Annotated in this window: 16 protein-coding genes and 2 pseudogenes; 6 read left to right on the top strand and 12 right to left on the bottom strand. The window is 57.9% G+C overall.

Annotation, left to right across the window (positions count from 1 at the left end):
* Positions 1-73: 73 nt before the first annotated feature.
* From VOM14_RS00620 to VOM14_RS00605, 4 genes are all read left to right on the top strand, one after another.
* Positions 74-277, top strand: a complete 204-nt coding sequence (locus VOM14_RS00620; RefSeq protein WP_327626726.1) for a DUF3562 domain-containing protein — start codon at positions 74-76, stop codon at positions 275-277.
* A 120-nt stretch (positions 278-397) separates the two neighbouring features.
* On the top strand, positions 398-1501 hold the full coding sequence (locus VOM14_RS00615) for an NAD(P)/FAD-dependent oxidoreductase (protein WP_327627385.1): 1104 nt from the start codon (positions 398-400) through the stop codon (positions 1499-1501).
* Between the two features lie 8 nt (positions 1502-1509).
* Complete coding sequence (locus VOM14_RS00610) at positions 1510-1938, top strand: hypothetical protein (RefSeq protein WP_327626725.1); 429 nt, start codon at positions 1510-1512, stop codon at positions 1936-1938.
* Between the two features lie 149 nt (positions 1939-2087).
* Positions 2088-2549: a GNAT family N-acetyltransferase gene (locus VOM14_RS00605; protein WP_327626724.1), complete on the top strand. Its 462-nt coding sequence runs from the start codon at positions 2088-2090 to the stop codon at positions 2547-2549.
* A gap of 125 nt (positions 2550-2674) precedes the next feature.
* On the opposite strand, the gene VOM14_RS00600 is transcribed toward VOM14_RS00605, so the two are convergent.
* The gene (locus tag VOM14_RS00600; protein WP_327626723.1) at positions 2675-3061 is read right to left on the bottom strand and encodes a DUF4279 domain-containing protein; all 387 of its coding nucleotides are present in this window, start codon (positions 3059-3061) and stop codon (positions 2675-2677) included.
* Positions 3062-3295: 234 nt separating this feature from the next.
* Positions 3296-3433, bottom strand: coding sequence for an RHS repeat-associated core domain-containing protein (locus tag VOM14_RS31380; RefSeq protein ID WP_442955511.1), 138 nt, complete (start codon positions 3431-3433; stop codon positions 3296-3298).
* Positions 3434-3868: 435 nt separating this feature from the next.
* Here VOM14_RS31380 and VOM14_RS31375 point away from each other — a divergent pair, with 435 nt between their 5' ends.
* The gene (locus VOM14_RS31375; protein ID WP_327626720.1) at positions 3869-4000 is read left to right on the top strand and encodes a SymE family type I addiction module toxin; all 132 of its coding nucleotides are present in this window, start codon (positions 3869-3871) and stop codon (positions 3998-4000) included.
* Between the two features lie 66 nt (positions 4001-4066).
* Here the strand turns inward: VOM14_RS31375 and VOM14_RS00595 are convergent, their stop codons facing one another.
* The 4 genes and pseudogenes from VOM14_RS00595 to VOM14_RS00585 all read right to left on the bottom strand — a co-directional run bounded on the left by VOM14_RS00595 (position 4067) and on the right by VOM14_RS00585 (position 5619).
* On the bottom strand, positions 4067-4339 hold the full coding sequence (locus VOM14_RS00595; protein ID WP_327626722.1) for a hypothetical protein: 273 nt from the start codon (positions 4337-4339) through the stop codon (positions 4067-4069).
* Between the two features lie 12 nt (positions 4340-4351).
* Positions 4352-4684, bottom strand: a pseudogene (locus VOM14_RS31370) (RHS repeat-associated core domain-containing protein); the annotation flags it as partial.
* Positions 4685-4861: 177 nt separating this feature from the next.
* Positions 4862-5251, bottom strand: a complete 390-nt coding sequence (locus VOM14_RS00590) for a hypothetical protein (protein ID WP_327626721.1) — start codon at positions 5249-5251, stop codon at positions 4862-4864.
* Positions 5252-5289: 38 nt separating this feature from the next.
* A complete protein-coding gene (locus VOM14_RS00585) occupies positions 5290-5619 on the bottom strand; it encodes an RHS repeat-associated core domain-containing protein (protein ID WP_327627383.1) in 330 nt (109 codons plus the stop codon).
* Positions 5620-6056: 437 nt separating this feature from the next.
* Here VOM14_RS00585 and VOM14_RS00580 point away from each other — a divergent pair, with 437 nt between their 5' ends.
* Positions 6057-6188 (top strand): SymE family type I addiction module toxin, encoded by a 132-nt coding sequence (locus VOM14_RS00580; RefSeq protein ID WP_327626720.1) that lies wholly within the window; start codon positions 6057-6059, stop codon positions 6186-6188.
* 143 nt (positions 6189-6331) lie between these two features.
* Here VOM14_RS00580 and VOM14_RS00575 read toward each other — a convergent pair whose 3' ends face one another.
* The 6 genes and pseudogenes from VOM14_RS00575 to VOM14_RS00545 all read right to left on the bottom strand — a co-directional run bounded on the left by VOM14_RS00575 (position 6332) and on the right by VOM14_RS00545 (position 13306).
* Positions 6332-6949 carry a hypothetical protein gene (locus VOM14_RS00575; RefSeq protein WP_327627449.1) on the bottom strand — a complete coding sequence of 206 codons (618 nt, stop codon included), beginning with the start codon at positions 6947-6949 and terminating at the stop codon, positions 6332-6334.
* Positions 6950-7124: 175 nt separating this feature from the next.
* Positions 7125-7310: pseudogene (locus VOM14_RS00570) on the bottom strand (RHS repeat-associated core domain-containing protein); the annotation flags it as partial.
* A gap of 115 nt (positions 7311-7425) precedes the next feature.
* The gene (locus tag VOM14_RS00565) at positions 7426-7737 is read right to left on the bottom strand and encodes a hypothetical protein (protein ID WP_327626719.1); all 312 of its coding nucleotides are present in this window, start codon (positions 7735-7737) and stop codon (positions 7426-7428) included.
* 6 nt (positions 7738-7743) lie between these two features.
* Positions 7744-9342, bottom strand: a complete 1599-nt coding sequence (locus VOM14_RS00560) for an RHS repeat-associated core domain-containing protein (RefSeq protein ID WP_327626718.1) — start codon at positions 9340-9342, stop codon at positions 7744-7746.
* Complete coding sequence (locus tag VOM14_RS00555; RefSeq protein WP_327626717.1) at positions 9339-11276, bottom strand: DUF6531 domain-containing protein; 1938 nt, start codon at positions 11274-11276, stop codon at positions 9339-9341. Before VOM14_RS00555 ends, VOM14_RS00560 begins: the two co-directional genes overlap by 4 nt.
* 626 nt (positions 11277-11902) lie before the next feature.
* On the bottom strand, positions 11903-13306 hold the full coding sequence (locus VOM14_RS00545) for an MFS transporter (RefSeq protein WP_327626715.1): 1404 nt from the start codon (positions 13304-13306) through the stop codon (positions 11903-11905).
* Positions 13307-13309: the final 3 nt, after the last annotated feature.

The raw sequence follows: 13309 nt of genomic DNA, 5'->3' as shown, positions 1-13309 counted from the left end.
ATCGCATCCTGTAATGAAACTCCTGTCTCTGGCTGCATCCGCCCCGTTTAACACTGCTTAACTGGAGAAATCCATGTCGCAACCCGAGCCCAATATCGACGAAGTGGTCAGAAGCATCGCGGAGGAAACCGATACGCCAGAGGAAACCGTATCCAGGATGTATGCGGCCACGCTCGCCGACTATCGCAGCGAAGCGCGGGTGTTCGACTATGTGCCGCTCTTCGCGGCCAAGAAGGTGCGCAACCAGCTTCGCGGCGGCTCGCAACACAAACACTGAAAGGCCGCCGCTCATTGATGAGCTGTGCATGCCCATTGAGTGCCGACAGCGACACTGAACGCGCCAATTGTGAATCACGCTGCTAGTATTGACCCCGTTCAACCGACCGGGGGCATGGGTATGCGGGTGGCAATCGTAGGCGCGGGCATCGCCGGCTTGAGTACGGCGTGGTCCCTTACCAAGATGGGGCACGAGGTCACGCTGATCGAGCAAGGCTCGATCCCCAATTCGCTTGCCGCGTCGAGCGACGGGCATCGCATGATCCGCCGCGCTTATGGCGACGCCGACGGCTATGCGCAAACCATCCCCGAAGCGTTCGATAGTTGGGACATGCTGTGGGACGATCTCGGCGTGTCGCACTACGCGAATTGCGGCGTGCTCGGCATTTCCCAATTAGCGGGCGACGGGGCCGAGCGGTTTCGTATCGGCCTCGATCGTATGGGCTTCGACTATGAACGGCTGAACCCTCAAGACGCCGTCGCGCGCTATCCGTTTCTCGACGCCACCACGTTTCGCTACGCCTACCTCGATCATGACGGAGGCGCGCTTTTCAGCGAGCGCATCGCGCACGATCTGAAAACGTGGCTACGAATGCGCGGCGTCGATCTCCGCATGCACGCGAAGGCCGTCGCGATCGACCCGCACGCGGCGAGCGTGCATATCGCCGACGGCGCCATCGTCCACGCCGACCAGCTCGTGGTGACAGCCGGCGCCTGGACACTTCCGCTCTTTCCGGCGCTCGCCGGCAATCTCGAGATCTATCGCAATGTCGTGGCTTATCTGACGCCGCCTGCGGATCTGGAAAGCGCGTGGTCGAATGCGCCGGCAATCGTCCACATCGGCGGATCGAGCGAAGGCTACGTGTTGCCGCCCATCGACGGCGTCGGTCTGAAGTTCGGCGCCGGCGCGCTGAAAAAGCGCGTGCCGGATGCCGAATCGGACCGCGTCGCGGCACCCGGCGAAGGCGACCGATTGCGGCGGCTCTTTGCGCCGCCGTTTAGCCGCATCGACGAATACGAACTGACTGATGTCAAAACCTGTGCGTACACGTTCACGGCGGATCAGCGCTTCTTTGCGAAGCGCATCGGCAAGACGCTGGTGGTGTCCGCGTGCTCGGGGCACGGCTACAAATTCGGCGCGGCCGTGGGACGGCGAGTTGCGCATACGCTGGAGTCGGACGACGACGCCGCGCTCACGCAGTGGCTCCGCGCCGAGACGGTGTGAAGAGCATCATGTCCGACGCCAATGCGCTGTTCATTCCGCAGCACGACGACATCGACCACCTCGACGAACCGGCGATGACGCGCGCCGCGCTCGCCTGCATCGACGGCTTTACGGCCTGTTTCAATGCACGCGATCTGGATGGCATGGACGCGCATTTGCACTTTCCGCACGTGATTCTGTCGGGCGAGCAACTGGTGATCTGGGAGCGGCCGGCCCAATTACCCGCGCAATTCTTCGACGATCTTTCGTGCGACACGGGTTGGCATCACACGGCGTACCAGGAGAAGCAGGTCGTGCTGGTGAGCCCGCGCAAAGTGCATCTGCGTGTGGTGTATTCGCGCAATCGCGCGGACGGATCGATCATCACGCAGCATCGCAACCTGTGGGTCGTGACCTGGCAGGACGAGCGCTGGGGCATCAAGCAACGCTCGTATTAGCGTCGGGTGATGCGCGCGGTGCGGGTGCGTGGTTCCAGATTCGGGTCACGCGGTGGAGCTAACAATCGCGGCCTGATTTTCTTATGCTGACGGTTTGCGAGCACGCGCCTCTTGCGACGTGCTTGCCCAACGAGAAAAAGGAGCCGCACGTGTCCGACACGATTCAAATACGCGCTGTCAAACAAGAAGATTTCGACGCATGGTTGCCGCTATGGGACGGATATAACGCGTTCTATGGCCGCTCGGGAGAGACCGCGTTGCCGCGTGAAATCACGCATCTCACATGGGGCCGCTTTTTTGACGCCTACGAGCCGATGCACGCGATGGTCGCCGAGCGCGACGGTCAACTGGTCGGCATCGTGCACTTTCTGTATCACCGGCACACGACGCTCGCGGGACCGATCTGTTATCTGCAAGACCTCTACACACTGGAAACGGAGCGCGGCAAAGGCGTGGGCCGCGCGTTAATCGAAGCGGTGTATGCGCGCGCGAAAGCGGATGGCTCGCAGCGTGTTTACTGGCAGACGCATGAAACGAATCACACCGCGATGAAGCTGTATGACTCGGTGGCGGATAAGTCGGGGTTTGTGGTTTATCGGAAGCAGGTGTGAGGGGCGGGGGGTGATGGAAAGGGCGATGCAGACACGATTCTCTGCGCCGTCGCCTGGCGCGTGCGCTGCTTGAAAAGCGGAAGGGCCGCTCGCGCGGCCCTTCTGCAATTCACATCCCGCCACAGCTACTCTTCTTCCGGCGGGTCAAACCACAAATCAAAGTGCAATTCCATATCCAACGATGCCAGCGCCGCCATCTGCCTCGGCCCAAGCGCAGGGCCACCATTTCCCGAAACGGAAGACCAGAAGCAGTAAGTTCGGTACCAGCAGCCCATCTCCTTAATCCTTTTCATGTCAACGCTATACGCGTCCAACTCTCGCAGTAAAAGATCCAAATGATCCGCGACGTCGACGGAGTCGAGTTCCTTGGTGTCGAAGAACCAGCCAAGAAGGCCGTTCTTATTGCTGATTCTGGTCGGGGAAATTCTTATCTCGTCCGCCATGCGATTCATCGCATCGGCATCAGATCCATAAATACAAAGCGTTACGTAGGTCCGCGCACAAGCTGACATGTTTCATCCAATAAGTTAATACCGCGACTGACCGCTCCTCCCGCTCTTGCCCCCCTTCCCCACCGGACCTTCGCCATTCCACTGGTTCCAGAAGTCGTCAAGCATGGGCTTAGTGAAATTAACTGGACCCGGGATACCTTCGCCCTGCTTTATGTCATGCACCCAATCGCGGAAATTCTTATCGTTGTAGCCGTACCATTGGTCGCGCTTATGTAGACCAAGCGGATCGTAGAACTAAACCGGATTCCCGCTCACATAAGCATATGCATTCGTCTGCCCACTCGCCCAGCCAATCGGGTCCTCAGTGATGAACCTGCCGGTCGCCGGACTGTAGTACCGGTTCCGATAGTAAACAAACGCCCCGACACGAATCCGTCCTTATACCGGCCGCTTTTCCTTATCAGGAAAGGCTTTCCAGCATGTCGACTTCGCCGTTCAGAGAATTTTTTCCAGACGCGATTTTCGATTGATTCGCATCTCGAAACAACTGCGATCAGCACGATCACACTCTTTCACATTCGGCCCGCCCGGTTTGACGGCGCGCAGCGCGACGGTGAATTCGGCGGAACAGGGCCGTCATATCCCACTGTTCCAGAACCGCGCCGACCTTCGCGAACCACCCTGACGCCAACCCCGTCAAGGTCGCGCAACGCGCGCCGAAGGGCACCGCCCGCTGACCACCACTAACTCACACCAGGAGTTGATCATGGCTGATGCCAATCATAAAGCACGTCCACCCGTCACCGAACGGTCTTCACCATTCAGAAATCCTGGCGCTATCAGAAACCGGCACGCCTGCCCTTCCATATGCGCAAGACGCCGCCCACCTTCCCGTGGATGAAGCTCTCCGGACGGTGGATCGAGACCGCCGGTTTCGAGCCCGGATCCCGTGTACGTATCACCGTCGAGCACCAGAAACTCATCACTACACCGCTTTAAATACAGAAAGGCCGCTCGCGCGGCCCTTCATTCACGTAACGACGTCAGATCATCGGAGCGCGGCAATTAAACGAGTTGAACCAGCCTTCCGGCCACTCTTCGCGCTCGCTCAACATCTGCCTGCAATCCCATCTGTTCTGTCTCTGCCCATAACAGATATTTGGTCACGTCCTCAACCGACTGCCTTTGCGCAATGAGTGCGCAAACCTTGGTGACATAGGCGTCGTATTCATCCTTCGCGGCATCTTCCGCTCCGATACCTATTGGATCCCACTCACGAAGCAGAACCTCTTTGACTGCATCCTGCAAGGCTTGGCTATGCCGCTGTTTTCCGCTCATTGGATTGCCCCTTTATTGGCCCCAAACTGTTACAACCCGACCTGCTGGGTTCAGCACTACAACGGCACCGGCCCCTGTGTACCTGGTAGTCCCATTCGATCGCTCGGTAACGCTGATCGGATTGTTCACCGCGTCGCACATAGCGCCCGGTGAAACACCTCGGTTAATAGCCTGATTCAAGCCATGTCGCGTAAATCCCGTGATTATCCCTGCCTCACCAAGCGGATCGCTGAACTGAACCGGATTCCCGCCCACGTAAGCATACACATTCGTCTGCCCACTCGCCCAACCAACCGGATCCTCACTGATGAACCTGCCGGTCGCCGGACTGTAATACCGGTTCCGATAGTAAACAAACCAAACGGTACCGTGGCACCACCATTCAGATTACATCTTGAAGGTCAAGTCGTAGTCGAAGAAATTGACGCTCAATAAGGCTCTTTTCGAGTAATCCCGGCAGACGCACACGCAAGGAAAACGCTAACGCTACTAGTTCATTCCTGACCCGTGGTCCCTCGCGTACTATAAAACGTCGCTTGACGGGGGCCTGTCGTCGGAACAGGGATATCCGACGGTTTCCAATGACATGCCGCAGTCTGCCAACAACCTTATGGTTGACGATGAGATAGAAAACGGAAATATAATCGTTTCACTCAATTTATAGAATATGGCAACGCGCAAAACGCTTTCCGCCGTCTCATCAAACCCACACGTCTGAATACTTCTTAAGAAATCCTGAATCTCCAAATCCACATCATCAACGGTCTTCTCACTAGAAGAAAGCCAGACATGAATCTTCCGTTGCCCATCTGGATTCTCCCGTTGCTGAACGACAAACGTTTTTTTCATGTTGTCAATCGTCGAGTCTTTCAACTTATAAAATTGAGCATCAACCCAAATGGTGAGTTTCATAATTCCATCCTGAAGGTGGTCCGCGAGGCAGCATCGCATTAATTGCACCCAGGGCCCGGCTGACCTAGACGCTTCCATTCTCCATATGCGCCTAGCGCCTCATCTTTGGGCACCTGTCCGTTGGCCCCTTTTTCGCCTGTCATATTGCCGCTGGCGTGATACCCGCGCCAAAAGTCCCGAGGAAGCCCGTACAGGTTATCCCATGGTCCAAGCCCAAACGGATCAGTCTTTGACACCGGATTCCCACCCACATAAGCATACGCATTCGTCTGCCCACTCGCCCAGCCAATCGGATCCTCACTGATGAACCTGCCGGTTTGCGGACTGTAATACCGGTTCCGATAGTAAACAAACGCGCCGACACGAATCCGTCCTTATACCGGCCGCTTTTCCTTATCAGGAAAGGCTTTCCAGCATGTCGACTTCGCCGTTCAGAGAATTTTTTCCAGACGCGATTCTCGATTGATTCGCATTTCGAAACAACTGCGATCAGCACGATCACACTCTTTCACATTCGGCCCGCCGGGTTTGATGGCGCGCGCAGCGCGACGGCGAACCCGGCGGAACAGGGCCGTCGTATCCCACTGTTCCAGAACCGCGCCGACCTTCGCGAACCACCCTGACGCCAACCCCGTCAAGGTCGCGCAACGCGCGCCGAAGGGCACCGCCCGCTGACCACCACTAACTCACACCAGGAGTTGATCATGGCTGATGCCAATCATAAAGCACGTCCACCCGTCACCGAACGGTCTTCACCATCCAGAAATCCCGGCGCTATCAGAAACCGGCACGCCTGCCCTTCCATATGCGCAAGACGCCGCCCACCTTTCCGTGGATGAAGCTCTCCGGACGGTGGATCGAGACCGCCGGTTTCGAGCCCGGATCCCGTGTACGTATCACCGTCGAGCACCAGAAACTCATCACTACACCGCTTTAAATACAGAAGGGCCGCTCGCGCGGCCCTTCTGTCATGCATCGGCAATTTCAAGGATTCGACCTACTTGTTCGGCACACCAGCAAAGTGGTCGCGCCAGTAGTCTTTTACGTGTTCAAGTTGTGCCTTGTATGTGCGAGCCAACGCTATGCAGATTCACATCGCAAATCGACGTTTTTCGCAATCAAAAGCACACTTCCTCCGTAAATTGGCCGAATTTCCAGTAACACGCGTAGCGAATCCTGTATTTCACCGACTAGCCTTTCTACTACCTCACACAACGATGCATTATCTCCTGCTCGCGGCGATCGGCCCTGGAGCAAGGAGAGTATTTTCTCCTTGATCTCTACACCTTGCGTGCCTGCAGCAGACGAATCGTACACACGAATACTCTCGATTACGTTCTGCAACATCATTTCATCCAGCGAAAAATATTTCACACCGGATGCCGTCAGCAGCCATCGCGTCTTCTCATGATCCAGAATTCTTATTAAGACGTTCTGTTCGCCTGCAACAGGTTCCACCGAAACAGAATAAAACTCGCACTCCATGAATTCGTCCCATTTCATGTCTGACCCCCAAGCAAAAAACTTTCCACTCCGCAAATCAACCGTTCGGTAACGGACAAATATCGCGCCCCGGGTGCTCGCGCTTCCCGTTCGGCCACTCGTGAACATGCGGCCTCGGATAACCTTGATGCGGTTTATCAATGTCGAGGACAGGCTGTCCATCGGGACCATATTTTCGAGAGCGGTTTTCGCCATCGATCCACTCATTTGCTGGTCCCTTATTCGGTACGTCCTTCTCCCTGTTGGAAAGCGGACCAGATATCGAGTTCACCCAATCGGTAAACCACGGGGGAACACCACCTGACTGCCCAGCCCGTCCACCTGGCATCGGACCCACTGGAATGGGGAACGCCATCTGCAACCCGGACGGATCCGTGAACTGAACAGGATTGCCGTTGACGTAAGCATACGCGTTCGTCTGTCCACTCGCGTAGCCCAGGAGGTCTTCGCTAATGAATCTTGCTGTGCTCGGACTGTAATACCGGTTCCGATAGTAGTACAACCCCGTCCCATCATTCTCGCGCCCGGTGTATTGCTGGGTGTTCGGATCAGCCACACCCGTCTGCGTCGTACCAGCGGCTTATCATTACGCCGCTTTAAATACAGAAGGGCCGCGAACGCCGCCCCTCTGCATTCCCAACGTGCGGACTGATGGTTAGACACTCAACACATCAGTTGCCTTCAATCCAGATTCTGCAGTCCCCGTAATGATCTTCTATCGTCCCAAGAGCTGCATCACGATCGCTATCCTTGGACATATCGAAACTGGTGTTGAATTTCGTAATCGCATATTGATGTGTATCGATACCTTCCAAATCCACCCCTCCGTTCACCCATAGCTCTGCGTCGAAGATTTTAGATTTGATCTCAAGGAATCTCTCCACTCCACCCCTGGTCCGTGCAAAAAAAATGTCCATGGCTTCCTCGGTAACAATTCGCGCCCGCATTGAACTTACATTGCCTTCGGCATGGTGATCAGACATCCTGCGTCAGAAGGGCGCCTCACCACTGCCTCGCACTCCGTCTCGCCAAACGTGGATATGCGGGCACATCTCACTATGAGAATGACTCACGTCGATATCTAGACTTGGCTTCCCATCTGGGCCATAAACTCTCATATCCTCCGTTATAGGATGTACATACCGAGTACCCGGATCTCCATACTTTGGTCGCCCTCGTTGCGTGCCGCGCGAATCGTTGAACTGCACTGGACTTCCACCCACATAAGCATACGCATTCGTCTGCCCACTCGCCCAGCCAATCGGGTCCTCACTGATGAACCTCCCGGTCGCCGGACTGTAATACCGGTTCCGATAGTAGTACAACCCCGTCCCATCATTCTCGCGCCCGGTGTATTGCTGGGTGTTCGGATCAGCCACACCCGTCTGCGTCGTCGCGCCGTACGGCTCATAGCTGTACTGCGTCTGGCTCTGCTGATTCGCATCCGTCAGCGCGATCACATTGTTATTCGCATCGCGCAACACATACCCGTCCCGGCTTGCATCATCTCCAATGCGCCGGAACGTCAGTTCGTCCACGTTACTTGTCGGGTACGGCGAGAATACACGGATGCGCTGCGACCAATCGCCGTCCGGCACCATGAAGTTCATTTCGTCGCCGATCCAGGTCGTCTGCATCCGGTGACTGTTGACCGTGCGGTCCTTGCGGCGTCCGAACATGTCATAGATAAACGTCGCCGTCGCGCCACCGCTAATTTGACTCAGCAGGCCCTGTTCATTCCAGCTGTACTGATTCACGCCGTCGCTAGCGAGATTGCCGTTCAGGTCGTATGACAGAGTCTTGCCCGCCCAGCGGATCAACTGGTTCGCGACGTTGTACTGCGCGTCGTTCACGGCCTGCGGCAAATTAACTTTCGCAAGGCTGCCGCCCGCTTTGGTACGCCGCCCCGCGAGGTCGTAGCCATACGTCAGATCGCCAAGAACGCTGCCGTCGGCCCGCTTGTAAGTGATGCCCGTCAGTTGGCTCGCGGCATCCCATACATAAGCCGCGGTGACGCCGTTGGCGAAAGTCGCCTGACTGCGTCGACCCAGCGCGTCGTAGGAGTAGCCAAATGAACGTGGGTCTTCGTCATTCACCTGGTAGGCGATCTGCGTCACCCGATGCTCGGCATCGCGGCTGTAGTTCACCGTTGCGCGGTCCATATCGATTCCGGCGATGTCACGCGTATCAGGCGCATAGCGGTAGGTCCACAGGCCCTGGATCGTCGGAAAATCGAAAGTGCGGATTAGCTTGCCGGTAAGACTGTCGTAGTAGAAAGTCGTATCGACTTCCTGCTGGTTGCGGCCATCTACAGTGGGAACATAGTCTTGGGTAGCGATCAACTTTCCGAGCGCATTGTTCCAGCTGTACACCCAGCTTCGAACCGGCTGCGCGCCGGCCGATCGTCGGAAATCGGTCCGAACTGGACGCCCCGCTGCATCGTAGAGGTACGTCGTCACCTGGCCTTTGCGGTCGGTCACCGTCGCAACCTGACCGGCGCTGTTCCACGTATAGCTCTCGACATTACCCAGAGGATCGGTCCTGGTCTGCGGACGACCAATCGCGTTATAGGTGTAGCGCGTTGTCACGCCCTTAGGATCGGCCTGGCTAAGCAGGTGGCCATTCGGTCCCATGTGAAGCGGGTAACGCCATTGAGCGCGTCCGTGATCTCGACAGTGCGATCCAGTGCATCGAGTGTGCGTTGGGTCTTATTCCCCATCGGGTCCTGCACAGCCGTCACCCGACCCGCGGCATCCGTTGTGTATTGGGTCGTCCGACTCAATGGATCTGTGACACTGGCCAGGTCGCCGCCCGTCCACACATACTTCGTCACGCCCTTCAGAGCATCGGTCACCGTCAGGCGACGCCCCTGGCTGTCGTTCGCGAATGTCGTGCGATTGCCCACTCGATCGGTTGCCGTCAGCAGATTACCGTTGGCGTCATACGTATAGGCAGTGCTCACGCCGCGCTGCGGATCGCCGGCCCGCGCATCGGTGAGTAACCGGCTGTAGCCGTCGAAGCTGCGTGTCGCCAGCGTGCCGTACTGATCCGCATCGCTGATGCGGTTGCCGTTCGCATCGTAGGCGAACGCGTACTGACGGTCGCCAACAGTGGCATTCGTCACTCGTCCCGTAGTGTCATACGCGTAGGTCTGTACCTGCGCGATGTCTTGTCCCGCAGGATAGGTGTTACGCGCCACTCGCCCATTAGCATCAAACTCGAGACGGCGAATGCTGCCGCGCCGGTCCGTCACTTCGGTCTGCGAGATCTTGTCGCCGCTAACGGTATACGCGAGGGCAAACGCGCTGCCGTCCGCGAGGTTCTGACTCACGACCCGGTCGCTGTCGTCGTATGTGTTTTTGACCTGCTGGTTGCCCTCCGGATCGATCACGCTCACGAGACGACTCTTGTCGTCCCAGCCGTATTGCCAGACACCACCTGCTGCATCTGTCACTTGACTCAAGCGGTCCTGGTTGTCGTACTGGTAGCTCACCTGGCGGTTCAGCGCGTCCGTCACGCGAGAAATGAGAGGCGTACCGCGTGTGCCCATTATCGAACTGAACGTCAGCGCGCGGCCGTTGGGGCTCGTCAACGTGGTCAGAACGCCCGTTTTGCTGTCGCGGGTGATCGTCACCGTATTGCCATTACGGTCTTGAAGCCGCGTCAGCCGGTAGAGCCCGCCGATCATCGTGAACTGCATGGTGCGGCCGTCGCGCAGCGTAAGCAGTTTCGTACCGCTGCCGGTGATGGTCGCGCGGAAGTACTTGCCGGGACTCGTCAGGTCATCCCAAGTCGCGGTGCTGCCGGCACGAAGCGCGAACGAAACGCGGATTCCACTTGGCAGATAAAGCTGAACCAGTTGCCGCAGATTGTTGCTGTCTGCCGCGCTCACCGTTAAGTAAGTGTCGTAGTTGAACGTCGCCCCGATTCCAAACGCGCCCGATATCGGCCTGCCTGACGTGTCGTACGCACTGCTGCGGTAGACGCGGGCAAGATCCAGCGCGATCGTGTCCGCGAAGCGCAGATCGTGAGCGACCAGATGGAACTGACCTGTGTTTAGCTTGATCGGATCCGCGCCTGACGTGCTGCTGCCGCAGCCGGCTGTTGCGCCTCCGTCGCCGCAGCCGCCACGATCGCCCGGATTGCCGGCGCCGTCCGAGTTACCGGCGCCGTCTGCACCGCCCGATTGATCGTCGGCATCGTCGGTGCCGTCGCCGTCGGCGGTAAAGGCTTCATCAGGCGAAGACGGCTCTGACGTCGTGCCGGTGGTAGGTCCGTTGCAGTAGGCCGTCCATACAATCGGTTCACCGCACACGAAGTACCCCAGACCATAATCGGCAGACTGCGCGTTGATAGCGCATTTCGGATCGCCGGGAAAAGCACCGACATTCATATACTTCGTCTCGCAATCGACAGCCGCCTGCGCATGCGGCGAAATCAACCACGAGAGCAACACCAGGAAAGACAGGACGAACGGGCGCAACAGCGCCCGACGCCTTGCAAAGGCATCAATGACTTGCATGGATTTCTCAAAGAAGGCGCTCGACTAGCGCGAGACTAGTGTTGATGCAATGGACGCAGCAGACACCTCGCCCCGAGGCGATGATGTAAGTGCAGTCTGACCTATGGAAGACGCGGAAGACACCGACACCTGCCTGCGAATCGCCGTGATATTACCCGCCGGGTCGTAGTCGTAATACGCGGCGGATCCGCCAACAGAGACTGACGTGAGCCGGCCCAATGCGTCATAGCCATACGTAATGTCGTCAGCGTGGGCCGGTGTCGCTAATATCGAAACGCAGGCCGCGATACCCGCGCAAATAGCGTGTCCCACCCATCCCCTGTCCCGCCCGCGCGGCGATCCGTAACGAACACGCCAGCGGTCAAATAGATCAATCATTGGTATCGTTTTTATTTGAATATATAGCCTTATTAGCGGCTTATACGATACCGATCCACGGCGCGCGTTTCTATCAGACCGATCTTTGTTTTACACAGGCATTTGCTACACCGCGTAGTTCCAACCTCAAGAATGCTCAAACTCCGAATTCCTCGCCCAGAACTCCAAAAAACAAAAAGCGCACCACCCAGTGCGCCCTTTGTCCCCTGCCATCGCGGCATGCCATCACCGCCCACCGAAACTCGCTTTCACGCCTCCAGTTGCTCCAGCACCTTGCCCTTGGTCTCGATGCCGAGGAAGTGCACCGCCACCGCCGCGAGAAACGGCACGGCCGCGAGAATATAGAACGCATACTGCAAGTTGCCGCCGATCATCGTCTTCGAGACGATGGCGGGCGCGAAAATCGCCGCGACCTTGAGCCACGCGCCGCCGACGCCGCAGCCCATCGCGCGGATGCTGGTCGGGTACAGCTCCGGCGTGTACACATAAGCGGTAATGAAGCCGCAAGCGAGGAAACCCAACGAAAACGCGCAGCACGTCGCCACGACATACACCGACGAGTCATGGAACACGCCTGCCAGCAGCAGCGACAGCGCGCACGCCACGAACGACAGATTGATGATCGGCTTGCGTCCCACCTTGTCCACGAGCAACGCGCACGTCAGCGAGCCCACCACGCCCAGCACCGAGGCAGCCACCGCCAGATTCAGCGCGAGTTGCAGCGGCGCATGATAGATCGTGCGGTAGATCGTCGGCAGCCATGTCGAGAGACCGTATTGAATGAACCCGCACGTAATCCACAACATCGCGACGGCCAGCGTGCGCTTCAGATAAGCCGCACCGAACAGATCGCTCATGCGGCGCTTCGGGTGGCGATTCGCCATCGCTTCGAATTCCGCCGACTGCGTGACCGGCGGCAGCGGACCCTTCGCGGCGCGCTCGAACACATGCACCGCGGCATCGGCGTCGGCCATGCGTTCGCGCTCGGCGAGCCAGCGCGGCGACTCCGGCACGAGCTTGCGCAACACGAAAAACAGAATCAACGGCATGCCGCCGATGAAATACATCGTCTGCCAGCCAAAACGCGGCACGATCCAGGCTCCCAACGCATTCGACGCAAGCAATCCAACCGGAAAAACGATTTCATACAGCAGCACGAAACGGCCGCGTCCATGCGCACGGCTAATCTCGTTGATGTACGTCGCCGCAACCGGCAATTCGCCGCCGAGCCCGAGCCCCTGAATCACGCGCAACACCACGAACGCCGTGAACGTCGGCGCAAATCCGCACGCAATACTCGTAATGCCGATGATGCCCGAACTCAACGCAATCGCGCGCACGCGTCCCTGGCGCTCGGCGTACCACGGAAACACGAACGCGCCGATCAGTTGCCCGACCGACCCCGAGCCGATCAGAAAGCCGATCTCCCATGGCGTCAAATGCCACTTCGCGATCAGAACAGGCAACGTGGCCGCGATCGCGATCACGTCGAAGCCGTCGAAGAAAGTGGCGAGGCCGATCAGAATGCGCGCGCGCACCTGCATCGCGTTCTTCGGCAGCCGTTCGAGTCGCGCGATGATCGAGCCTCGTGTCACAGGGCCCGAAACACCGGCGCCGCTGCGGTCTCCAATTGTAGTGTCGATGGTTCTCATGCC

It is taken from the genome of Paraburkholderia sp. MPAMCS5 (assembly GCF_036016995.1).
Classification (GTDB): domain Bacteria; phylum Pseudomonadota; class Gammaproteobacteria; order Burkholderiales; family Burkholderiaceae; genus Paraburkholderia.
This window is presented reverse-complemented; position numbering and strand designations above follow the sequence as displayed.

Excerpts from the sequence above, each read along its gene's own strand:
- VOM14_RS00610 (WP_327626725.1), top strand. The coding sequence starts at position 1,510 with ATGTCCGACGCCAATGCGCTGTTCATTCCGCAGCACGACGACATCGAC.
- VOM14_RS00580 (WP_327626720.1), top strand. The coding sequence starts at position 6,057 with ATGCGCAAGACGCCGCCCACCTTTCCGTGGATGAAGCTCTCCGGACGG.
- VOM14_RS00615 (WP_327627385.1), top strand. The coding sequence starts at position 398 with ATGCGGGTGGCAATCGTAGGCGCGGGCATCGCCGGCTTGAGTACGGCG.
- VOM14_RS00565 (WP_327626719.1), bottom strand. The coding sequence starts at position 7,737 with ATGTCTGATCACCATGCCGAAGGCAATGTAAGTTCAATGCGGGCGCGA.
- VOM14_RS00545 (WP_327626715.1), bottom strand. The coding sequence starts at position 13,306 with ATGAGAACCATCGACACTACAATTGGAGACCGCAGCGGCGCCGGTGTT.
- VOM14_RS00600 (WP_327626723.1), bottom strand. The coding sequence starts at position 3,061 with ATGTCAGCTTGTGCGCGGACCTACGTAACGCTTTGTATTTATGGATCT.
- VOM14_RS00590 (WP_327626721.1), bottom strand. The coding sequence starts at position 5,251 with ATGAAACTCACCATTTGGGTTGATGCTCAATTTTATAAGTTGAAAGAC.
- VOM14_RS31375 (WP_327626720.1), top strand. The coding sequence starts at position 3,869 with ATGCGCAAGACGCCGCCCACCTTCCCGTGGATGAAGCTCTCCGGACGG.
- VOM14_RS00575 (WP_327627449.1), bottom strand. The coding sequence starts at position 6,949 with ATGGCGAAAACCGCTCTCGAAAATATGGTCCCGATGGACAGCCTGTCC.
- VOM14_RS00595 (WP_327626722.1), bottom strand. The coding sequence starts at position 4,339 with ATGAGCGGAAAACAGCGGCATAGCCAAGCCTTGCAGGATGCAGTCAAA.
- VOM14_RS00555 (WP_327626717.1), bottom strand. The coding sequence starts at position 11,276 with ATGCAAGTCATTGATGCCTTTGCAAGGCGTCGGGCGCTGTTGCGCCCG.
- VOM14_RS00620 (WP_327626726.1), top strand. The coding sequence starts at position 74 with ATGTCGCAACCCGAGCCCAATATCGACGAAGTGGTCAGAAGCATCGCG.